Origin of the sequence: Herbaspirillum sp. RV1423 (assembly GCF_000577615.1) — a bacterium.
Classification (GTDB): Bacteria; Pseudomonadota; Gammaproteobacteria; order Burkholderiales; family Burkholderiaceae_D; genus Herbaspirillum.
Genome location: NZ_CBXX010000022.1, coordinates 1 through 22694 on the forward strand (window position 1 = coordinate 1; position 22694 = coordinate 22694).

At 61.3% G+C, this 22694-nt stretch carries 17 protein-coding genes and 1 other RNA gene; 11 read left to right on the forward strand and 7 right to left on the reverse strand.

The features are described from left to right. Positions 1-359: 359 nt before the first annotated feature. The gene (locus tag RV1423_RS18240) at positions 360-1430 is read right to left on the reverse strand and encodes a YeiH family protein (protein ID WP_034299806.1); all 1071 of its coding nucleotides are present in this window, start codon (positions 1428-1430) and stop codon (positions 360-362) included. A gap of 118 nt (positions 1431-1548) precedes the next feature. On the opposite strand from RV1423_RS18240, the gene RV1423_RS18245 reads away from it, so the two are divergent. Further along, positions 1549-2454, forward strand: coding sequence for a LysR family transcriptional regulator (locus RV1423_RS18245; RefSeq protein ID WP_034299697.1), 906 nt, complete (start codon positions 1549-1551; stop codon positions 2452-2454). Positions 2455-2457: 3 nt separating this feature from the next. On the opposite strand, the gene RV1423_RS18250 is transcribed toward RV1423_RS18245, so the two are convergent. Beyond that, on the reverse strand, positions 2458-3927 hold the full coding sequence (locus RV1423_RS18250; protein ID WP_034299699.1) for a sensor histidine kinase: 1470 nt from the start codon (positions 3925-3927) through the stop codon (positions 2458-2460). After that, on the reverse strand, positions 3924-4601 hold the full coding sequence (locus RV1423_RS18255) for a response regulator (RefSeq protein ID WP_034299701.1): 678 nt from the start codon (positions 4599-4601) through the stop codon (positions 3924-3926). The genes RV1423_RS18250 and RV1423_RS18255 overlap by 4 nt, the downstream gene beginning before the upstream one ends. Before the next feature lie 355 nt (positions 4602-4956). On the opposite strand from RV1423_RS18255, the gene RV1423_RS18260 reads away from it, so the two are divergent. The 6 genes from RV1423_RS18260 (at position 4957) to RV1423_RS18280 (ending at position 11515) form a co-directional block, all read left to right on the forward strand. Further along, positions 4957-5934 carry a tripartite tricarboxylate transporter substrate binding protein gene (locus RV1423_RS18260; RefSeq protein ID WP_081768889.1) on the forward strand — a complete coding sequence of 326 codons (978 nt, stop codon included), beginning with the start codon at positions 4957-4959 and terminating at the stop codon, positions 5932-5934. A 34-nt stretch (positions 5935-5968) separates the two neighbouring features. Beyond that, on the forward strand, positions 5969-7072 hold the full coding sequence (locus RV1423_RS18265) for an ABC transporter substrate-binding protein (protein WP_034299703.1): 1104 nt from the start codon (positions 5969-5971) through the stop codon (positions 7070-7072). A 229-nt stretch (positions 7073-7301) separates the two neighbouring features. Beyond that, the gene (locus tag RV1423_RS18270; protein WP_034299705.1) at positions 7302-9113 is read left to right on the forward strand and encodes an iron ABC transporter permease; all 1812 of its coding nucleotides are present in this window, start codon (positions 7302-7304) and stop codon (positions 9111-9113) included. 60 nt (positions 9114-9173) lie between these two features. Next, complete coding sequence (locus RV1423_RS18275; protein WP_034299707.1) at positions 9174-10253, forward strand: ABC transporter ATP-binding protein; 1080 nt, start codon at positions 9174-9176, stop codon at positions 10251-10253. A 62-nt stretch (positions 10254-10315) separates the two neighbouring features. After that, positions 10316-10390, forward strand: a non-coding RNA gene (locus RV1423_RS29140) — sX9 sRNA. A gap of 63 nt (positions 10391-10453) precedes the next feature. Beyond that, a complete protein-coding gene (locus tag RV1423_RS18280) occupies positions 10454-11515 on the forward strand; it encodes a porin (RefSeq protein ID WP_034299709.1) in 1062 nt (353 codons plus the stop codon). 249 nt (positions 11516-11764) lie between these two features. Here the strand turns inward: RV1423_RS18280 and RV1423_RS18285 are convergent, their stop codons facing one another. Together RV1423_RS18285 and RV1423_RS18290 are read right to left on the reverse strand one after the other, a co-directional pair. Further along, entirely contained in the window at positions 11765-12262 is a 498-nt protein-coding gene (locus tag RV1423_RS18285) for an asparaginase domain-containing protein (protein ID WP_034299711.1), read from the reverse strand. A gap of 71 nt (positions 12263-12333) precedes the next feature. Then, positions 12334-14949, reverse strand: coding sequence for a chemotaxis protein CheW (locus RV1423_RS18290; RefSeq protein ID WP_034299713.1), 2616 nt, complete (start codon positions 14947-14949; stop codon positions 12334-12336). Positions 14950-15275: 326 nt separating this feature from the next. Here RV1423_RS18290 and RV1423_RS18295 point away from each other — a divergent pair, with 326 nt between their 5' ends. Then, a complete protein-coding gene (locus tag RV1423_RS18295) occupies positions 15276-16031 on the forward strand; it encodes a hypothetical protein (protein ID WP_034299715.1) in 756 nt (251 codons plus the stop codon). Here RV1423_RS18295 and RV1423_RS18300 read toward each other — a convergent pair. Continuing rightward, positions 16009-16995 (reverse strand): D-2-hydroxyacid dehydrogenase family protein, encoded by a 987-nt coding sequence (locus tag RV1423_RS18300; protein WP_034299717.1) that lies wholly within the window; start codon positions 16993-16995, stop codon positions 16009-16011. The genes RV1423_RS18295 and RV1423_RS18300 overlap by 23 nt on opposite strands. Positions 16996-17081: 86 nt before the next feature. Continuing rightward, on the reverse strand, positions 17082-18086 hold the full coding sequence (locus RV1423_RS18305; protein WP_034299719.1) for a zinc-dependent alcohol dehydrogenase family protein: 1005 nt from the start codon (positions 18084-18086) through the stop codon (positions 17082-17084). A gap of 181 nt (positions 18087-18267) precedes the next feature. Here RV1423_RS18305 and RV1423_RS18310 point away from each other — a divergent pair, with 181 nt between their 5' ends. The 3 genes from RV1423_RS18310 to ahpC all read left to right on the forward strand — a co-directional run bounded on the left by RV1423_RS18310 (position 18268) and on the right by ahpC (position 22564). Then, positions 18268-19152: a LysR family transcriptional regulator gene (locus RV1423_RS18310; protein ID WP_034299721.1), complete on the forward strand. Its 885-nt coding sequence runs from the start codon at positions 18268-18270 to the stop codon at positions 19150-19152. Positions 19153-19670: 518 nt separating this feature from the next. Next, positions 19671-21539 (forward strand): phosphoenolpyruvate carboxykinase (GTP), encoded by a 1869-nt coding sequence (locus tag RV1423_RS18315; protein ID WP_034299723.1) that lies wholly within the window; start codon positions 19671-19673, stop codon positions 21537-21539. 461 nt (positions 21540-22000) lie between these two features. Beyond that, complete coding sequence (gene ahpC / locus RV1423_RS18320; protein ID WP_034299725.1) at positions 22001-22564, forward strand: alkyl hydroperoxide reductase subunit C; 564 nt, start codon at positions 22001-22003, stop codon at positions 22562-22564. The last annotated feature ends 130 nt before the right edge of the window (positions 22565-22694 follow it).

A 22694-nucleotide genomic window follows, 5' to 3' on the forward strand; every position in this document is an offset into this window, starting at 1 on the left:
CCGCAGAGGCGGTGCCGGGAACGATCACATGGTATTGCTGCTGGCCGGTGAGGGTCTTGAGATGCGCTGCAAGGCGGGAGGGATTGAATAGATCGGGCATGGCGAGTGTCCTTTACGAGAGGGAGTGCTCGCCATGCTAGAGAATTTCTTTTTAAAAATGTATGGGCTGGATCGGAAAAAGAATTCTATTTTGTAAATATTTTAAAAAATGAAAATATGTCGATGGTGTGCTGGTTGCAATACGATTAAATGTCGAACGAAATTTGTGAAGGGCCGTTTGCCGACAAAACGTTGTATGCAATCAGACTGGCCTCACCTCTCTCCTGTTTCAGATTTGTTCCCTGGTGATTTCAAGAACCTTAAAAGAGACTGCTCACCGCTGCATTGATCGCAGCACCGCCCACGATCAGCCAGACGAACAGCAAACCTCCCAGCAGCAATGGACGGATGCCGGCGCGGCGCACCGACGACAGGTGCGTGGTCAGGCCCAGCGCCGCCATGGCCATCGCCAGCAGGATGGTATCGAGGTCCAGCAGCGCATCGTTGGCGACGACCGGCAGCGGAAACAGAGAATGCAGCGCGACCACGCCGATAAAGGCAAAGGCAAACCACGGAATGCCGGCAGTGCGCGAAGTCTTGGTTGCTGATGAAGCCGATGATGTCGCCGATGTGCGGCGTTGCACGTAAGCCGACAGGATCAGCAGGAACGGCGCCAGCATCATCACGCGCACCATCTTCGCGATCACAGCCGTGTTGGCGGTATGTTCGTCGATGGAACGTGCGGCCGCCACTACTTGCGCCACTTCATGCACGGTCGAGCCGATGTAGATGCCGAAGTCGGCGCGGCCATGCCACCAGCTCAGCCCGTGCAGCAGTGGATACAAGAAGATCGCCACCGAGCCGAACACCACCACGGTCGACACCGCCACCGTCACCTGTTCGCTGCGCGCGCGCAGCACCGGCTCGGTCGCCATCACCGCCGCCGCGCCGCAGATCGAGCTGCCGGCGCCGATCAGCATGACGGCGTTGCGTTCCAACTTGAACACTTTCACGCCGAGGACGTAGGCAATCGTAAATGTCGACGCCAGCATGCAGGCATCGATCAGCACGCCGCCGACGCCGACCTGGGCAATGTCCTGGAAAGTCAGGCGCAGGCCGTACAGCACGATGCCCAGGCGCAGCAGGTTCTGTTTGGAAAACGTCACGCCGCTGCCGCAACGGGCGGCGATGCGCGGGAACACCGTATTGCCCACCAGCATGCCGAGCACGATGGCAATGGTCAGCGCGCTGAAGCCGTGCGCCAGCAGCCATGCGTTCTTGCTGGCTTCGATTGAGACGAACGCCAGCGCCGCGCTCAGGGCCAGGCCTGGAAGGAAACGCAACAGCGGCGGCGAAGAGATGGCTGTTGCCGGAATCGGCGAGCTGTTCATGATGTGCCTGTCATTCATCGATAATTGGAATGAAGGCACTTTACTTCTCTGTTATATAAAAGAAAAACGCGTTATTTTGTTAATATCTACCTAAATAACAGGTAGATTGGGATGTCGAATGAAACTCACCTTGAGGCAATTGCAGATTTTCCTGGCGGTGGCGCAGTCCGGCAGCACCACTGCGGCGGCCGACATGGTGGCCTTGTCGCAATCGGCGGCAAGCGCCGCACTGAACGAACTGGAAAACGCACTCGACGTGCAACTGTTCGACCGCGTCGGCAAGCGTCTGGTCCTCAACGACAACGGCCGCTTGCTGTTGCCGCAGGCGCAGCACATGCTCGACGCCGCCCGCATCATCGAGCAGCAATTTCTCACGCCCGACCAGGCTGGCGCCGAGTTGCACATCGGCGCCAGCACCACTATCGGCAGCTACATGCTGCCGCAGATGGTCGCCGCCTATCGCCGCGATCATCCGCAGTTGCGCGTGCGCGCGCTGGTGGCCAATACCGCCGACATCGTCGCCGCGGTCAGCAATTTCGACGTCGACGCGGCATTGATCGAAGGGCCGTGCCACGCCAGCGATGTCGAGGTCGAACCGTGGATGACCGATGAACTGATCGTGGTCGCCTCGCCGCGGCATCCGTTGGCGGCGCAGGGCAAGAAGCTGACGTTCAAGAAGCTGAGCGAAGCCGACTGGTTGTTGCGCGAAACCGGTTCGGGCACGCGCGAAGCGGTCGAGCATGCCTTGCTGCCTTATCTGCATCACTTGCCGTCGGCCTGCGAGTTCGGCAATTCGGAGGCAATCAAGCGCGCCACCGCGGAAGGGATGGGCATCAGTTGCCTGTCGCGCGCCGTGGTGCAGGACCTGCTGGAATCGGGGCGGTTGATCGAACTGGCGACGCCGTTGCCGGTTTTGCGCCGGCATTTCTATATGGTGCGCAACAAGCATCGCGTGTTGTCGGTGCGCTTGGCGTCGCTGCTCGATTTTTGCCGCACTTGGGCGGTGCAACACGCGCAGCAGTGAGGCTTATTTGCCGGATGCGGGGAAGCGCACCTTGACCAGCAGTCCCTGATGGTCGGCGCCATCGGCGAGAATGATTTCGCCGCCGTGCGCCGACGCGATGTCGCGCACGATGGTCATGCCGAGTCCGGCGCCATGCGGATTGGCGAGTTGCGCCGACGGCGCGCGATAGAACGGTGCGAATACGCGCTCGCGATCCGCGGCCAGGATGCCGGCGCCGCTATCTTCCACTTCCAGCACGGCGCAGGCGTGTTCGCCGATGTTCTCCCTGAACACGCGCACAGTGATTTTTCCGGCCGCAGGCGTATAGCGGATGGCGTTGTCGAGCAGGTTGACGACCAGCTCATGCAGCAGCAGGGGACTGCCGTCGATCAGGATGTCGCCGACGGCGTCAAAGGCCAGGTCGATGCGTTTGGCGACGGCGTTTTGCGCTAGCTCCAGCGCCGCCTGGCGCGCCGCGTCGGTGAGCGAAACCGGCACCACGCCGCCTTCGGCTGCGCCGTGTTCGGCGCGCGCCAGCGTGAGCAGACGATTGGCCAGGTGCACGGTGGAATCTGTGGTGCCGGCAATGCTCTCGACCAGCTCGCGTAGCCCGTGCAACTCATGCAGCGCGCGGGGATCGCGGGGGGCGCGGTCGAATTCGCGCAGCGCCAGTTCGGCCTGCGTCTTCAATACCGTCAGCGGCGTGCGCAGTTGATGCGAGGCGTCGGCAATGAAGCGGCGCTGTCCTGTGATCAGGGTCTGCAGGCGTTCCATGTAACCGTTCATGGCCAGCACCAGCGGCCGCATTTCCTTGTGCACGCGATCGGGATCGAAGCCGGACAGGTCGGTCGGCGCGCGCGACTCGACGTCGCTGCGCAACTGCATCAGCGGGCGCAGCACGAAGCGCACCGCAAACCAGACCAGCAGCGCCGCCACCGTGACCAGCACGCCTTGCCGCCACATCGTGTCGAACAGTATCTTGCGCGTCATGCCGCGGCGCGCGTCCATGGTTTCGCCGACTTGGATCAAGGCGATGCCGCGCATCGTGTCGTCGTAGACCGGTTGATACAATGCTGCGATGCGCACCGGCTGCTCGTGGTAGTCGGCCTGATAGAAGCGCACCAGCGCCGGGTAGGCTTCCGAACGTTTGACGTCGGCCGGCAGCGGCGGCAGGTCGTCATAGCCGGACACGAATTCGCCCCTGACGCCGGTGACCTTGTAATAGATGCGGCCCAGCGTGTCGGTTTCGAAACTGTCGAGCGCCACATACGGCACGTCGGCCACCACCTGGCCGTTGACCACCGAGACGCGCTCGGCCAGCGCGCGCGTCGATGCCAGCAACGAGCGGTCGTAGGCGATGTCGGCCACTTCCAGTGCGTTGTAATACACCGAGACCGCATCCACCGCAACCAGGATCAGCAGCGGCACCAGCAGCCAGCGCATCAACTGGCCGCGCAGGCTGCCGAGCCTGGCGGCGGCGAAATTCGCTATCATCCCGCTGCTTGCAAGAGATAGCCCAGGCCGCGCAGGGTGGTGATGGAGACGCGGTCCCGCTCGACGGCGTCGAGTTTCTTGCGCAGGCGATGGATGTAGATTTCGATGGCGTCGATGTTGGCGTTGTCGTCCAGCGAAAAAACTTCCTGGAACAATTTTTCCTTCGGCACGGTGCGGCCGGCGCGCACGATCAGCGCCTCGAGCACGGCGTGTTCGCGCGGCGTCAGCGCCAGCATGGCGCCGCCATAGCTGAACATGCGCGAGACCGTGTCGAAACTGAGCGCGCCGCAATTGACGGTCACCGCCTCGTTGCCCTGGGTGCGCCGCAGCAAGGCTTTCACGCGGGCTTCCAGCTCGACCAGTTCGAACGGCTTGGCAAGATAATCGTCGGCGCCGAGGTTGAGCCCGTTGACGCGATCGTTGAGGCCGCCGCGCGCGGTCAGGATCAGCACCGGCGTGCGGCTGCCGCGGGCGCGCAGGCGTTTCAATACTTCCAGTCCATCCATCTTCGGCAGCGTCAGGTCGAGGATGACCAGCGCATACTCCTGCGTCAGCAGCAGGCTGTCGGCGTCGCCGCCGTTGTTGGCGCATTCGACGGTGAGGTGCGCATCCTGCAGGGCCTTGGACAGCCAGCGGGAAAGTTCGACGTGATCTTCAACCAATAGAATGCGCATGATGCCTGTGCCATGAACAAGAGACGAAAACGAAAGACGCGAATTAATTGCTATCAGGCCCTAATACAAGGAAAGAACCATGAACGGACCGACACCGAAAATCAGCGTGCAAGCAGCGACAGTTGCGGATGCTAACAGAAGCCGGACCTTTGCAATAGCGGCGGCGCAGCATGTCGCCGGACTCTTTCGCGGCACTGAAAGCCGAATGAAAGTTTGGCCGGGTAGCATGCGCCCACAACATCAAATCAAGAATAATAAAAATCCTACATTGGAGACACAGCATGATCTCGTTGCGTATTTTCGCGTATTCGCCGTACCGCCTATCCAATATCTTGCGCAGCGTCTGACGGCCGTCATGAAACCGGTCCTCCTGCGTCATCTATCGTCGGCTTGCGTGTTCGCCACTCTGTTCGCCTTGTGCGCCTTGTCTGCGCAGGCGACGGAGTGCATCGTCCCGGCCAAGCCCGGCGGCGGCATGGATGGCGCCTGCCGGATGATGCGCAAGGTGTTGCCGACGAAGGATGGCGTCGCCGCAGCGGTCAAGATCAGTTACTTGCCGGGCGGCATCGGCGCCGTGGCCTGGAGTTCGGTGGTGTCGCAGCGGCGCGGCGGGCCGGACACGCTGGTGACGTTTTCCGGCGGTTCGCTGCTCAACCTGGCGCAAGGAAAATACGGCAAGGCGTCGGTGTCTGATGTGCGTTGGCTGGCCGGCGTCGGCGCCGACTACGGCATGATCGCCGTGCGCAGCGATGCGCCGTACAAGAACCTGCGCGAGTTGATCGACGCCATGCGCAAGGATCCGGGCAAGATCACCATCGGCGTCAGCGGCACCATCGGCAGCCAGGACTGGCTCAAGGTGGCGATGATCGCGCGGCGCGCCGACGTCGATCCCAAGAACTTCCGTTTCGTTGCGCTCGAAGGCGGCGGCGATTCGTTCACGGCGTTGCAGGCCGATCACGTGCAGGTGGTCTCCGGCGACGCGTCGGAGGCGGCGTCCTACCTCAAGGACGGCAAGTTCCGCGTGCTTGCGGTGCTGTCCGAGCAACGCCTGCCGGGCGTGCTGGCCGATGTCGCCACCGCGCGCGAACAGGGTTTCGACGTGGTGTGGCCCATCATCCGCGGCTTTTACATGAGCGCGCACGTGTCCGAGGCCGACTACCGACGCTGGGTCGCGGTCTTCGACCAGGCCATGGCGAGCGAGGAATTCAAGCGCCAGCGCGCGGCCAGCGGACTGTATCCGTTCGCCATGACCGGCGCGCAACTGACCGATTACGTCCGCAAGGTAGTCGAACAATATCGCAAACAATCGCAGGAACTGGGGCTGGTCAGATGACCGCGCCTGCCTGCTCATAACCAGGAGATCTCGCATGTTCGTAAAACGCCGCATCATCACCGTACTGGCCTTGGCTCTGCCGCTGGCGGGCTTGTCCGCGGCCGCGCTGGCGCAGGCGCCCAACTATCCGGCCGACTACGCCAAAATCATCGAGGCGGCCAAGAAGGAAGGCAAGGTCGTGGTCTACAGCACCACTGATTCCAAGGCGGCCGAATCGCTGATCAGGGATTTCAGCGCCCTGTATCCGGCGGTCAAGGTCGAATACAACGACATGAACTCGACCGAGGTCTATAACCGTTTCATCTCCGAAGTCGCAGCCGGCGGCGCCACCGCCGACGTGATGTGGTCGTCGTCGATGGACTTGCAGATGAAGCTGGCCTCGGAAGGTTATGGCCTGGCCTACAAATCGCCTGAAGGCGCGGCGGTTCCCGCCTGGGCCAACTGGAAGGACACCGCTTACGGCACCACCTTCGAGCCCGCCGCCATCGTCTACAACAAGCGCCTGGTGCCGGAAGCCGAAGTGCCCGCCACCCACGCCGACTTTACCAAGTTGCTGACCACCAAACTCGACAAGTACAAGAACAAGGTCACCACCTACGACATCGAAAAATCCGGCGTCGGCTTCAGCCTGATTACGCACGATCTCAAACTCAATCCGCAATTCTGGGATTTCGCCAAGGCGCTGGGCGGCGTGGCGGTGCGCGTGCAGTCGTCCACCGGCACCATGCTCGAACGCATTTCTTCCGGCGAAAACCTGATCGGCTACAACATTCTCGGACCCTACGCGCTGACGCGCGCCAAGAAGGATCCGTCGATCGGCATCGCCTTCACCAAGGATTACAACCTGGTGCTGTCGCGCGTGATCTTCGTCAACAAGTCGGCCAAGAACGTCAACGCCGCCAAGCTGTGGCTGGACTACATCCTGTCCAAACGCGGCCAGACCATCATCGCCAACGACGCGCAACTGTTTGCGATCCGCGGCGACGTCACCGGCGCCACCACCTCGGCTGAACTGAACAAGCAACTGGGCGCGGCGCTGAAGCCGATGCCGGTCAATACCGATCTGCTCGAGTACCTGGACCAGACCAAGCGCCTGGCCTTCCTGAAGCAATGGAAGGATGCGGCAGGCAAGAAGTAAGTTGCATCGGCAATTCGTAACAAACCGCAATAAACCGCAATAAACCGCAATAAACCGCAATAAACCGCAATAAACGATCCGGCTGACCGGTCGGATCGCGTTTTTCAAGACCATCACCGCTCACCATCGGGAAGTCGCGTTTGCGCCTGCCCAGGCCGCAGGCTTGTCCGGATTTTCGGAGAGGCTGGCGACGGTAGGCGGCGACAGTCTCTTTTTGGACGGCAGGATTATGCAAACACTTTCAACTCATCCACGCACCGAGAGCGCCGGCAAGCGTTTGTCGGTACGCCTGAACTGGCCACGCGGCGTGGTCGTTGCACTGACGGCGCTGGCCATCTTCGTGCCGTTGCTGCTGATTTTTTACCAGAGCTTTCTGTCGGCGCCGTTCTTCGCGCCGGTCAAGACGCTGACGCTGGATTCGTACCGTTTCATTTTTGACGATTCGGATTTTCGCCAGGCCTTCGTCAATGGCTTTTATTTGGCCTCGGGACTGGCGCTCATCGCGGTGCCGCTGGGCGGCATGCTGGCCTTCCTGATGGTGCGCACCGATCTGCCGGGACGCGGCTGGATCGCGCCGATGCTGCTGGTGCCGATCTTCGTGTCGCCGATGGTGATTGCGTTCGGCTATGTGGTGTCGATGGGACCGGTCGGCTTCTACACGGTATGGGCGAGGAATTTGTTGTCCTGGGTCGGTTTTGAAGGTGATCCGTGGAATGTGTATTCCTTTCCGGCCATCGTCGTCATCGCCGGGCTGACGCACGTGCCGCACGTCTATCTCTATGCTTCCGCCGCGCTCAAGAGCCTCGGCTCCGACGTCGAAGAAGCCGCGCGCGTGTCGGGCGCGTCGCCGCTGCAAGTGGCGCTCAACGTCTCGCTGCCGATGATCATGCCGGCGCTGGCGTATTCGGGCGTGCTGGTGTTCTTTCTCGGTTTCGAAGTGTTCGGTTTGGTGCTGGTGCTCGGCGATCCGGAAGGCCATCTGGTGCTGGCGACTTATCTCTACAAGCTCACCAACAAGCTCGGCACGCCTTCGTATCACTTGATGGCGGCGGTGGCGGTGTGCCTGGTCGCGGTGACCATGCCGCTGGTGATGCTGCAGCGCTGGCTGCTGAAATCGGCCAACAAGTATGTCTCGATCAAGGGCAAGGGCGCGCGCCAGAAGGCGCTGCCGCTCGGCAAATGGCGCTGGATCGCGTTCGCGCTGATTGCTGCATGGCTGCTGTTCACGGTCATCGTGCCGCTGTCGGGCATTGCGCTGCGCACCTTCGTTTCGCACTGGGGCGATGGCGTCACGCTGCTGGAAGTGCTGACGCTGCAAAATTTCCGCGACGTCTGGAGCCAGCCTTCGCTGGTGCGCGGCATCGTCAACACCGTGCTGATCGGCGTCATCGGCGGCGCCCTCGCGGTGGTCTGCTACAGCGCCATCGCGCTGGCGATGCATCGCAAGAACGACGGCATTACCCGCTTCCTCGACTACAGCGTGCTGGTGCCGCGCGCAGTGCCAGGTTTGCTGGCCGGCCTTTCCTTCCTGTGGGTGTTCCTGTTTGTGCCGTCGTTGTTGGACAACTTCCTCAAGGGTTTCGACAACGATGCGGCGCGCTGGCTGGTCGACAGTTTCATTCCGCAATTGCGCTCGCTGCGCTCGACCATTTTCTCGGTCTGGCTGGCGTACTCGGTGGTGTGGATGGCGTACGGCCTGCGCTTGATCACCACGGCGCTGCTGCAAGTCGGCCCGGAACTCGAAGAGGCGGCGCGCGCCGTCGGCGCCCGGCGCGGCCAGGTCACGCGCGACGTCACGCTGCCGCTGGTCAGGTACGGCCTGCTGGGCGCGTGGCTGATGGTGTTCCTGATTTTCGAGCGCGAATATTCGACCGGCGTCTACCTGCTGTCGCCGGGCACCGAAGTGATCGGTTCGATGATCGTCTCGATGTGGGCCGCGGGCGCGGTGGAACTGGTGGCGGCGCTGTCGTTCATCAACATCACGCTGGTCGCCATCGGTCTCGGCATCGCCTTGCGCTTTGGCATCAAGCTCCACGATTAATTTGTCTTATGCATTGCTGCCGCGGCCGAGTCGCTGCGGCACGTTTCTAAAGGAATCATCATGTCAGAACTCAGCGTCAACGATCTGCACCTCGACTACGGCAGCGGCGCCGCCGCCAATCCGATTCTCAAGGGCGTCTCCATGCAATTGCAGCGCGGCGAGGTGGTCGCCTTGCTCGGGCCTTCCGGCAGCGGCAAGACTACCCTGCTGCGCGCGGTGGCCGGGCTCGAATCGCCCAAGGCGGGCACCATCGACATCGCGGATCGTCGCGTGTTCGACGGCGCGCGCAACTTTGAGATGCCGGCCGAAGAACGCAATCTCGGGCTGGTGTTCCAGTCCTATGCGCTATGGCCGCACAAGACCGTATTCGACAACGTCGCCTACGGTCTCAAGCTGCGCAAGATGGGCGGCAGCGAGATCGCCGAACGCGTGAAAACCGTGCTCTCGCAACTCGGCCTGGGCCATCTCGGCGAGCGTTTTCCGCACCAGTTGTCCGGCGGCCAGCAGCAGCGCGTGGCGATTGCGCGTGCGCTGGTCTACAACCCGCAGGTCATCCTGCTCGACGAACCGCTGTCCAACCTCGACGCCAAGTTGCGCGAAGAGGCGCGCGCCTTCCTGCGCGAACTGATTGTACGGCTCGGCCTGTCGGCGCTGATGGTGACACACGACCAAGGCGAGGCGATGGCGATTTCGGATCGCATCCTGCTGCTCAACAACGGCAAGATCGAACAGCAAGGCACGCCGCAAAGCATGTACCAGACGCCGGACACGCTGTTCACCGCCGAATTCATGGGCAGCAACAACCGTCTCAAGGGCAAGGTGCTGCAGCGCGACGGCCGGCGCGTCACCTTGCAGGTGGACGGCGGCACCGTCGTCGCCAGCGCGCGCGGCGCCAACGCCGGCCATGAAGTCACGGGCATCATCCGCCTCGAACAGGTCCGCATCTCGGACCACCAAACCGACAACGCCATTCGCCTGCCGCTCTCCACTTGCATGTACCTGGGAGATCGGTGGGAGTGTCTGTTCAAAGCCAAGAGCGCGGACAGCACCACGGTCGGCTTGCGCGCCTACGCGCCGCACAAGCTGGATCAGGGAGAGTACTGGCTTAGCCTGCCGGAACAGGCGTTGTGGGCCTTCTGAGAACCTGCCCGTGATCTTACTGCGAGGCCGTGATCCGGCAGCGGGAGGTGCTCGGAATCCTCATGTACTCAAGCACATTCCGGTTCCTGTGCTCCGTCCGCCTCCGGCTGATGGCCTCTCGCTACAGATCGTGAACAGGTTCTGATAGACGGAAAGTGAAACACAACCATAAAAACGATTTTTACCAAGGAGAACGCAGAGTGCAAAAGAAACTAATCGCAACAGCCATCTTGTCGGTCCTGAGCGGCGCGGCAGCGGCGCAAAGCACCGTGACCGTCTACGGCCTGATCGATACCGGGGTGGAGTATCTCAACCATGCCGGCGCCAACGGCGGCAGCGTCACGCGCCTGAGCTCCGGCGCCATGAACACGTCGCGCATCGGCTTTCGCGGCAGCGAAGACTTGGGCGGCGGCCTGAAGGCGATCTTCCAGTTGGAAAACGGTTTCAAGCTCGACACCGGCGCCTTTGACGGCGATGCCAACCAGTTGTTCAACCGCCAGTCCAACGTCGGCCTGGAAGGCGCTTTCGGCCGCGTGGTGGCGGGGCGTTCGTTCAGCACCACCTATGATTTCATCCTGCCGTTCGATCCGATGGGTTACTCGGGGCAATACTCGTGGGTGACTTCCGCCGGCGCCACCGGCGGCCGCAAGGACGGCATGCCGACCGGCGTGTCCAACATGGTCAAGTATCAAAGCAACTTCGGCGGCTTCAAGCTGGGTGCGATGTATGGCTTCGGCGAAGTGGCCGGCAGCGTCAACGACTCGTCGAAATACGGCGTCGGCCTGGGCTACGGCAACGGTCCGTTCTCGCTGGCGGCGACCTACGATCGGGTCAACGGCACGGCGGCGCTGGCCGGCGGTGCTTACGACAAGACGTCGACAGTGCATCTGGCCGGCGGCTATCAGGCGACCGAGGCGTTGAAATTCAACCTCGGTTATCGTTACTACAAGAAGACGCTGACTTCCGGTGCGGCCGACCTGCGCAGCGACTTCTATTGGGGCGGCGGCAGCTACAAGCTGACGCCGGCGTTGACGCTGATCGGCACGATCTACTATCAGAACCAGAAGAACCTGGCGACCGATGCCGATCCGATCATGTATTCGCTGCGTCTTAAATATGCGTTGTCCAAGCGTACCGATCTGTACGCCAGCGGCGCCTATGCCAAGGCCAAGAACAATCAGTTGGTCGGCCTGTCGCGCGATGATGTCGGTTACGGCAACAATCAGGTCGGCGTGACGCTGGGCATGCAACACCGGTTCTGACCGCGATTTTCGCTACAAGCTGTGACGAGAAAAAGCGAGGCTTCGGCCTAACGCCGTTCAGTCAAGCCCATTTTCCTTGCCGTGGTCCCGGCGAAAGCTGGGGCCCAGTGTCGTGAAAACGTCCGATGCGACGCTGGATCCCGACTTTCGTCAGGACGACAGTTGTGATGGACCGACAAGCTTTTAAATTTAATTGAACGGCATTGGAGGATTCGGCCTCGCTTGTTTATGGCAGGGCGGGGACGATATTCAGTCTTGCGGATCGATCGGTTCGAACACGCCGGCGCTGCGATTCTTGGCGACCTTGTCCCAGTCGAACACGCGGCCGTTCATCGCGACATAGACGCCATGCGGCAATACCTGCGCCACGCCGCAGGCGAAGCCGAAGTTGAATTGCGCGTCGGAACCCCGAACGGCGTAGGGAATCATGGCGCCGGTCAGGACCAGCGTCTTGGCCAGTTGCGCGGCACCCAATACGCGCGCGGTGTCCTGCATCGTATCGGTGCCGTGGATGATCACGATGGCGTCTTCTTCGGCGCGGTCGCACGAGGCAAGCACGCGGCGGCGGTCGATGTCCTGCATGTCGAGCGAATCGAGCAGCGGCAATTCTTCGAGCGTGGCGGGCACCGTCAGGCGCGCACGCGCGATCACCTCCGGCAGATGGCTGTTGGCGAAGCCGAGCTGGCCGGCGATTTCATCGTAATGCTTGTCGAAGGTGCCGCCGGTGGCGATGATGCGTAAAGTCATGATCGTGGCAAATCAGGAAAAAGTCTTCGCCATCATACTCCACATCCCGTCATCGGCAGCGCTTCGCAGGCTCAGGCCGCGAGCAGTTCGACCGTGCCGACGCCGTCCGCCCGAGACGCTGCGGCGGCTTGGGCTGCCACTGCTTCGGCCATTTCCTGCGGCACCGGGATCTGACCGTCGATCAGCAGCGCAAACAGGCGCGCAACGTCGATCGCCTGGATCAGCAACTGGCCGTTGTTGGCCTTGATCACTTGGGTCACGAGCATCGACGCGCCTTGCATGGCGAACGGCGTATGCATGATCTGGGACGGGGTGAATTGCGGCACGGCATGCAATTCATCGACCAGCAGGCCGATGGTGTGTTCGCCTTCGCGCACGATCATGACCTGGCTGCTGCCGCTGACGGCGGAGCGCGTGCCGCGCATCATCTGGCCGAGGTCGAAGACCCAGATGAATTCCTTGCGGTTGTCGTCGCGTTGCAGGCCGAGTACGCCGATCTGATCCGCGCGCGCTCCCATCGAGGTCGGCAGCACCGCGCTGTAAGGCACCGCTTCCACCACATGCGCGGCGGAAATCGCGAACAGGTTGCTGTCGCTGAAGAAGGTCGCGTATTCGCTGCCGTCGGTGATGGTTGGATCGGTTTCCAGCAAATACTGGCGGCTGTCGGTTTGCGAACCGGCGCCTTGCACCGCGCCGAAAGATTCGAACACCACGGCGATGATGTCTTCCTGATAACCGTCGCTGACCTTGAATTCGCGATAGCCGCTCGATACCGAGCAGGCCACGATGGCGTACTCGCCGTCATGCACCGTCACCTGCGAAGCGCGGCCGCCGTTGGCGATGGCCAGCAGCGCCGGATCGATCTCCAGCGTGTCGCCGACCGTGCGTGCATCGTCGGTGGTCGAAATGATGCGTGCGTTACGGTCGATGTAATAGGCCTTCATATTCTTCTTGCCGCTGATGCCGCTGCCGAGCATGTTGGAAAACTCCGGCGTCGAATCGAACACGATGCCGATGCCGCCGACGACTACGGCTTCGTTCTCCAGGTCGCGGATCGCCGCATGATAAATATAGGTTCCCTTGCCGTCATACAGCGAGGTCGGTGCGAACGGGCTCACATGGTATTGCTGTTGCGTGCGCAGCGACAGCACCTGCTTCAGGCTGTCCTCGTCGATGCGGCTGCCGACGATGGCGTCAATGCCGTCGCCGGTGCTGGCGACGATGCGGCCGTCGCGATCGTAGACGAAGATGCGCGTGTAGACCGTATAGAGTCCGTTGATGTAGGACAGGATATTGGTCATCTTCCCGACCGTCTCTTCGTCCTGTTGCGGTTGCGCCAGCGCAGTGCGCAATTCCGGCGTCAGCGCCCACCAGCGGCAATCGTCGGAGCGTTCATACAGGTTGCGGTCGAGCAGGTCGACCAGCAGGCTGGTGGTGAATTCCGCGTCGCGCATGCCCGACACCAGCACGGTCTGATAGAGATCGTGGATCGATTGCGCGAACAGCTCGTTGCTGCGGTTGCCGGTTTCGCTGATCTGGTCGAGGATGGTTTTGAGTTTGAGCATTTCGCCGCGCTGGCCGGCGGTCATGACCTGGCCGTTCCAGACGATGCGCTGGATGGTTTTGGCGGCGGTCATGATGTCATACAGCGGCGGGCAGAATGAATGGGCATGCGATAGCAGGCCTTCGGCGATGTCCGGCGACAGCTTGCTGAGCGCGTCGCTGATGACGCCGCTGAAGGAGACTTCCACCGGGATCATCACCTGTCCTTGCCAGCCGGCCGGGCCGGGATAGCCCTGGTAGCCGTCGGAGGACACCGTGCGCACCAGGTATTCACGGCCGCAGAACAGCATCAGCGCGGCGTTGCCGTCGCGGTTGACCGGCACTTCGGTGCCGACCGGAATCCACAGTTTGTCGGCGCTGGCGATCACACGGTTGTCGGCGTCGAGCAGCAGCATGTTGGAGCGTGCTTCGGCGTCGCGGTGCGACGAAAAGATGCCGGCCATTTCTTCTTCAAAATGGAAGCACAGGCACAGGATGCCGACTACCGCACCAGTTTGGGGATGCTGCATGCGGCGCGAGTAGATCAGCGCGCGCTCCTTGCCCGGACGCAGGTCGCTGAAGCGGAAAGTCTCGACATAGCCGTCGGAATTGATCGTCTCGGCGATCAGCGGATCGGCGCTGTGTTCGAGCGGCGTGGCCGGATCGATCTGCACCAGCACGTTGCCCTCGGTGTCGAGCAGCATGATCTCGTCGTAGACGGTATATTTGTTGCGGTACTCGCGCAGGCGGTAGCGGATGGCGTCCGTATCGTCGGTGATGCCGGCGACGAAATTGCACAATTCGCGGTCGGTGGCGAGAAAGCCCACGTCGGCGGTGCGCTCGAACAGGTTGCGCACCACAATGTCGATCACGTATTGCGCCTTGGTGCCGATTTCGGTGAGCACGTTGCGGACTTTTTCCTGGACCAGGCTGACCACCAGTTCGCGCTCCAGGCGGCTGAAGCCGGTGCGCGTTGCCGCCATGGTCGGCAGGATGGTCTTGGCTTCGCTGGGGCAATTCATTTTTGCGGACGCTTCGATCACACGCCACATCAGGTTCAGTTCCTGCAGCGACTGTTCGCATTTTGTTACGTCGCGCATGTACGGCAAGAAGGTCTCAGTTTGAATTGCTACGTGTTCGCTCATGTGGTGTCCCTTTTTTATTGAAGAAGTCCGTAAGAACCTATCCGCGCCCGCTTATGTTTAATGATTGATGTTGGCACTCAATTGTTGTTACGCAAATTGCGTGCCACGCATTCTATTGGCAAAACGATATTCATGTTGTCTACAAGATCGTCCGCAAAGCCGGATGCAGAGCGGGTCTTGTTAATTTCCACACGGCAATCGAAGAGGCGTTTTCCGCATGCGCGGCAACTGCGTCGCGAATTGTTTTTCTCAATCGGTCACACCGTCGTCATTGCTCGGTCACAGCGCAGTCAGTCAGATTTTCCATAGTTGGATAAAATCGAACCATGAAACCGATCGCACCCGGCACCGTCATCTTCCATCGCCATCGTGGCTATGGCGTCATCGTCTCCGTCAATTTGCTGACGGGATGGATTTCCGCGCGCTTCGGCAGCGAGGTGCGTACGCTCGACCTGAACCTGTCTTCCGATGAAGTGCAGCATGCCGACGGCACGCCCATTCTGTTCCGCCGCCAGCCGCCGGACCGCATGCCGCATGCGCGGCTGATGGCGATGGTGCGCGAGCTGCATGCGGCCGGTTATCAGCGGCTGTATCTATATAGCTGGCCCAAGCCTTCTGGATTGCACTGGCGTTGGCATTTGTTCGCCGGCTCGCGGCAGTGGATAGAGCGTCCGTGGCGCGAAGGGTGGTACGGCTCGGGCGCCGATTACAATTTCAATCCGATTTTCGGTTGGGGCGACGTGCCCGGCGCGACCACGCAGGAACTGGCCAAGGCGCTCGCGCAAGCCGATCCGCACGGGCTGGCGCAGGCTCTGGGCCGCGACGAAGATCACACCGAGTGGTTTGCGTCGGTCTGCGAGGCTTTATTGCCGAATTATGCGTACAGCATGGGATGGGACCACGCCGGGCCGATGCCGGAGCATCTGCCCGTCATTGCGGTGCGCCGGGGAGTGGAGCCGTATGCCGGATCGCCGCTGTCATGGCCGCCTGGCTGGACGCATTTATGGAAGGTGTCGCACGCTCAGCATCTGCGGTATGCGCCGCCGACGCCGATCCGGGTCAAGCCAACGCCTCAGGATTGAGCACGTTTTTCGGTGCGCCGTTGGCGAAGTCGACGATGTTCTGGAACGCCGCGCGGAAATACAACTCGTAGCCATCTTTCTCCACATAGCCGAGATGCGGCGTGGCGACCACGTTGTCCATGCGCAGCAGCGGCGCATCTTGCGGCAGCGGTTCGGTCTCGAATACGTCGAGTCCGGCGAAGCCGGGGCGGCCTTGTTGCAGGGCGGTTTCCAGCGCGCCGGTTGCGACCAGTTCGGCGCGGCTGGTGTTGATGAAGGCGGCGGACGGCTTCATGCGCGCCAGGTCTGCTGCCGTGACGATGCCGCGGGTGGCGTCGTTCAGGCGCAGGTGCACCGATATGATGTCGGCCGTTGAAAAGAATTCTTCCTTGCCGGCCGCAGCCAGGTAACCGTCCTGCTGCGCTTGCGCCAGACTGGCTTCGCGTCCCCACACCAGGACCTTCATGCCGAACGCCTTGCCGTAACCGGCAACCATGCGGCCGATTTTTCCGTAGCCCCAGATACCCAGCGTGCGTCCCTTGAGCGCGGTGCCGATGCTATTCCATTGCGGATCAGGCGAGACTTGCTGCCAGGCGCCGGCCTTGAGCGCCGCCGTGTATTGCGGGATGCGGCGCGTGGCGGCCATGATCAGCGCCCAGGTCAGTTCGGCCGGGGCGGTGGGATCGCCGACGCCTTCGGCGATGGCGATGCGCTGCGCGGTGGCGGCGGCGACATCGATATGGCCGCTGACTTTGCCGGTTTGCGAAATCAGTTTGAGCGACGGCAGCTTTTCCAGGACGGCCTTGTTGAACGAAGTGCGCTCGCGGATCAGCACCACCGCCTCAAAAGGCGTCAGCCGCGCAACCAGTTGTCCCGCGCCGCGCACGCTATTGGTGAACACTTTTACGTCGTGTCCGTCCAGCATCTTGAAGCAATCGAGCAGGCGGACGCTGTCTTGGTAGTCGTCGAGGATGGCGATCTTCATGTGGTCTCCGAAAGGCGGTTGATGTGACGCAAAGCGACATCATAAAGCGCCTGCCGGTTTTTTGCCGTCCTCGCTTCCACTTGCTGTCAGGCGGGAATGTCGATCACCAGTTTGCCGCGCGCACCGCCGGCGTCGATGAGATCGTAGGCGGCATCGGCCCGTTCCAGCGCGAAGTTGCGCGGGTCGACCTGCACGCGGATGTCGCCGGCGTCCACCAGCCTGGCGGCTTCGCGCATGATCTTGCCATGTTGTGCGCGGCCCTTTCCGGTGAGCAGCGGCATCAGCGTGAACACGCCGGAATAGGTCGCGGCGCGGAACGACAGCGGCGCCAGCGCATGCGTGCCCCAGCCGAGGCAACTGACGACATGGCCGTGATAGCGGCGCGCCGCCGTGAAGGAGGCGTCCAGCGTGGCGCCGCCGACGGTGTCGTAGACGATGTCGAAGCCTTCGCCGCCGGTGTATTGCTGCACGTACTCGTCGACAGTGGCGGCGCGATAGTCGATGAAGGTCGCGCCGTAGCCGGCAATGGCGTCATGCTGTTCCGCCGAACCGGTAGCATAGACATCGGCGTCGAAGGCCTTGGCGATCTGCACGGCGATGTGGCCGACGCCGCCGGCGCCGCCGTGCACCAGCACTTTCTGGCCGGCGCGCACTTTGGCGCGGTCGACCAGACCTTCCCACGCGGTGATGAAAATCAGCGGCAGCGCTGCGGCTGTACGCATGCCGATGGCGGCCGGCTTGTGCGCCAGCAGGTCGGCATCGACCGCTGCGAACTGCGCCAGCGAACCCTGCACGCCGCCGACGCCGCCGGTCATGCCGTAGACTTCGTCGCCCACCTCGAACGCGCTCACTCCGGGGCCGACGGCTGCGACCGTGCCGGCCATGTCGATGCCGAGCACGGCCGGCAATTGCGCTTTGGCGTGCGCCGCCTTGCCGGCACGGATCTTGGCGTCGAGCGGGTTGAGTCCGGCGGCTTCGATCCGGACCAGCACCTGACCGGGGCCGGCATCAGGACGGTCTATCCGGGCGATTTGCAACGGCGCGCCATAGGCGCTCAGCAGTACGGCGGTCATGGCGGAACGAGAGCTCATGGTGTTTCCTTTCGATGGCTGTGGATGGTGGCGCCGGGTGCTTTTGCGTTCGGCGATGAATGCAAGTCTAGAGAGAGGAAGGGCACAGAAAAACAGGTCCGGCCGCAATACAGAATGATGAAAACGTGGATAATCGAATGATCGGCGACGCCATCGCCAATCGCTCGTGAAGAAGAAAAGCATGGATCGCCTGGATGCCCTGAAAGTGTTTTGCAACGTCGTCGAAGCCGGCGGTTTCAGCCGCGCGGCGGACCGTCTCGGTATTTCGACATCGTCGGTGACCAACCAGGTGTCGGCGCTGGAGACGCATTTCCGCACCAAGCTGCTCAATCGCACCACGCGCAGCATGTCGCTGACGGCGGAGGGCAGGCAATGCTATGAACGGGCGCTGCTGCTGCTGGGCGGCATGAGCGAGCTGGAAGAAAGCATGACGCAGTCGCAGATGCTGCCGGCCGGCACGCTGCGCGTCGACATGCCGAGCGTGATCAGCCGCCGGTACATCGCGCCGGCGCTGCCTGAATTCCTGAAGGCGTACCCGGACATCGCGCTCAGGATCACGGTCGGCGATCGCATGATCGACATGGTCGAGGAGGGCGTCGACGTGCTGATCCGCATCGGCGACCTGCCGGACTCCAACCTGATTGCCAAGACAGTGTTCAAGACCAGCTACATGTGCTGCGCGTCGCCGGAATTCATCGCCCGCCGCGGTGTGCCTGGAACGCCGCAGGAACTGGCCGATTTTTCGTGCCTGGGTTTCCTCAATCCGCGATCGCGCATGGTGCGGCCGTGGCAATTCAGCAAAGGCAAGGAAAGCTATACGCATGTGCCCAAAGGCGCGCTGGCGATGGACCACGTCGAATCGCTCATCGAGGCGGCCAAAGCGGGCTGCGGCATCGTGCAGCAGATGTCGGTCTCGCTGACCCCGCCGGTGCGCAACGGCGAACTGGTGCCGGTCTTGCAGGACTGGCTGGCGCCCGGCCCGGATGTTTCCGTGCTGGTCCAGCAACAGCACCATCGCGCGGCCAAGATCAAGGCCTTTGTCGATTTCGTCGCAGGTATTTTTTAGGCTGCCGTTTTCCCATTTTTCCTCCTGAGTTTTCCTGATGCTGCGCAGCAATGTCAGGAAATCGCCGACATCAGATAGGCCATTTGTCCTGTGCACTTTAGCTGCGCGGCGGTGTCCATCCAATAAGGCTTCGGCAGGCGAAACCGCTTTTGTTGCACTGCTTCGTAATGAAAAAACGCAATTGCGTTAAAAGCAGATTCCCTACTATATTAGTCGGTTACTTTCCACTACAAATAGACAGGGTACGGGTGTACAATCGCCGCCTGATTTTCATAAAAACACTGGTTGCAAGGCAATTTGCCGCAGCAGGATTTTATGAAACGATTCAGTGACGACCATGGCTCAATTCCGGTAATTCCGCTTACTCCGCGGTGCGCCGCGCAGTCATGACCTGACTGCATTCGACAAGACCGCCGTACCACCGGCTCGATGGCGCCATCCGCCTCGCCGGCTGCCTGCAACGACGATCCTGCCGTGCCAACGATTTCGACTTACTTTAGGCATTGGAGGTACTGTTTATGAATCAACCCGTAATGGAAGGCGTCGCCGCGTTGAACGTCCCCGCTTTCGTCAAACACCGGAAACTGATTGACTGGGTCGCGGAAATCGCCGCGCTGACCAAGCCGGAACGTGTCTACTGGTGCGACGGTTCGCAGGAGGAATACGATCGCCTGTGCGCCGAGATGGTCGCTTCCGGCACGATGAAAAAGCTGAACCAGGAAAAGCGCCCGAACAGCTACCTGGCCTGCTCCGACCCGTCGGACGTGGCGCGCGTGGAAGACCGCACCTTCATCTGCTCGAAGAACAAGGACGACGCCGGCCCGACCAACAACTGGACCGATCCTGCCGAAATGCGCACGACCCTGAACGGCTTGTTCGCCGGCAGCATGCGCGGCCGCACGTTGTATGTGGTGCCGTTTTCGATGGGGCCGCTGGGTTCGCCGATCGCGCACATCGGCGTCGAGTTGTCCGATTCGCCGTACGTGGTGGCGAACATGCGCATCATGACCCGCATGGGCCGCGCCGTGTACGACGTGCTGGGCGCCGACGGCGAGTTTGTGCCGTGCGTGCATTCCGTCGGTGCGCCGCTGCAGCCCGGCCAGAAAGACGTTGCCTGGCCGTGCAACCCCACCAAGTACATCGTCCACTATCCCGAGACCCGCGAAATCTGGTCCTACGGCTCCGGCTACGGCGGCAATGCGCTGCTCGGCAAGAAGTGCTTCGCCTTGCGCATTGCATCGACCATGGGCCGCGACCAGGGCTGGCTGGCCGAACACATGCTGATCCTCGGTGTCGAATCGCCCGAAGGCAAGAAGCATTATGTTGCAGCGGCCTTCCCATCGGCCTGCGGCAAAACCAACTTCGCCATGCTGATTCCGCCGAAGGCGTTCTCGGGCTGGAAGGTCACCACCATCGGCGACGACATCGCCTGGATCAAACCCGGCGCCGACGGCCGCCTGTACGCGATCAATCCGGAAGCGGGTTATTTCGGTGTGGCCCCAGGCACCAACGAAAAGACCAACTTCAATTGCATGGCTTCGCTGCGCGCCAACACCATCTTCACCAACGTCGCGCTGACCGATGATGGCGACGTCTGGTGGGAAGGCATGAGCAAGGAAGCGCCGGCACACCTGATCGACTGGCAAGGCAAGGACTGGACGCCGGAAATCGGCAAGGAAACCGGCCGCAAGGCGGCGCATCCGAATGCGCGCTTCACTGTCGCCGCGACGCAGAATCCCGTCATCGACGCAGCATGGGATGACCCTGCCGGCGTGCCGATTTCGGCCTTCATCTTCGGCGGCCGTCGCTCGACCACGGTGCCGCTGGTGACCGAGGCGCGCAACTGGGTGGAAGGCGTCTACATGGCCGCGACCATGGGTTCGGAAACTACTGCCGCCGCCGTCGGCCAGCAAGGCGTGGTGCGTCGCGACCCGTTCGCGATGCTGCCGTTCACCGGCTACAACATGAGCGATTACTTCCAGCACTGGCTGAACCTGGGCCGCAAGATCGCCGCGTCGCCGGCCGAGTTGCCCAAGATCTACTGCGTCAACTGGTTCCGCACCGACGCCGACGGCAAGTTCGTCTGGCCCGGTTTCGGCGATAACATGCGCGTGCTGAAGTGGATGCTGGAACGCATCGAAGATCCACAAGGCGTACGCGTCGGCGGCGTTCCCCACATCTTCGGCGTGTCGCCGCGTTACGAAGACTTGCAATGGGACGGCATCGATTTCACGCCGGAACAGTTCGCCATCATCACGTCGATCGACAAGGCGGCCTGGATCAAGGAAGTCGAGTTGCACAGCGAGCTGTTCGACAAGCTCAAGTATCACTTGCCGAAGGAACTGGCCGAGGTGAAGGCGCAACTGGAGAAGAAGCTGGCGGCGTGATGTAAGGTCAAGTCAATGTAAAACGTAAAACGGCCATCGAACGATGGCCGTTTTCTTATGTCCGCCGTATCGTGCTGCATGTACCGCATGCATGTGGTCCGGCGTCTTTACCGATTGGTCCGGTCGTCACGATGTCTTTGGATCGTCACGCAAGCATTGCCGCGCTGAAGTAATATTGCGGCGGGAACGAAATTCCGTCTCCCGATTTCTACTTAAACGGCAAGTCGGCAGTGTAAGCGATCGCCTTTGGCGACGCATCGGGACAGGTTCAGGCCTGCGGTTGCATTTGAGGCTTTCGCGCTCATATGCGTCCTATTCTTCGTTACACGCAGCAAGCCGTTTCACACGAATATCGATAGCAGAAAGCAATCGAAAGTATTAAACAAATAAATTTGATTAATATATAGAGTCGCTTTACTATTTATTCACTCTCTTTCAACCCCCAAGTAAAGGAAATAGCAATGTCCCTGATCAATACGACAATCAAGCCATTCAAGGCAACTGCTTACCACGACGGCAAATTCGTCGACATCACCGAAGCAAGCCTGAAGGGCAAGTGGTCTGTGTTCGTGTTCTACCCGGCTGACTTTACTTTCGTCTGCCCGACAGAGCTGGAAGACCTGGCCGACAATTACGCGGAATTCAAGAAACTGGGCGTGGAAGTCTACGGCGTGTCGACCGACACCCATTTCGCGCACAAGGCATGGCACGACACATCGGAAGCCATCAAGAAGGTGCAATACCCGCTGGTCGGCGATCCGACGGCGACGCTGGCGCGTAACTTCGAAGTGTTGATCGAAGAAGAAGGCTTGGCGCTGCGCGGTACATTCGTGATCAATCCGGAAGGTCAGATCAAGGTTCTGGAAATCCATGACAACGGCATCGGCCGCGACGCTTCCGAATTGCTGCGCAAGGTCAAGGCAGCGCAATACGTTGCTTCGCACCCAGGCGAAGTCTGCCCTGCAAAGTGGACTGAAGGCGCAGAAACGCTGAAGCCTTCCCTCGACCTGGTCGGCAAGATCTAATTTAAATCGCTGATTGGGCTACTGCGCGATTCGATCTCAAGACTGCGATGCTCGCCGTACATTCGTACGGCTGCGCTTCTCCTCTCGACCTCGAACCGCTCGCTACGCTTACTCAACGATTTAACGTAGC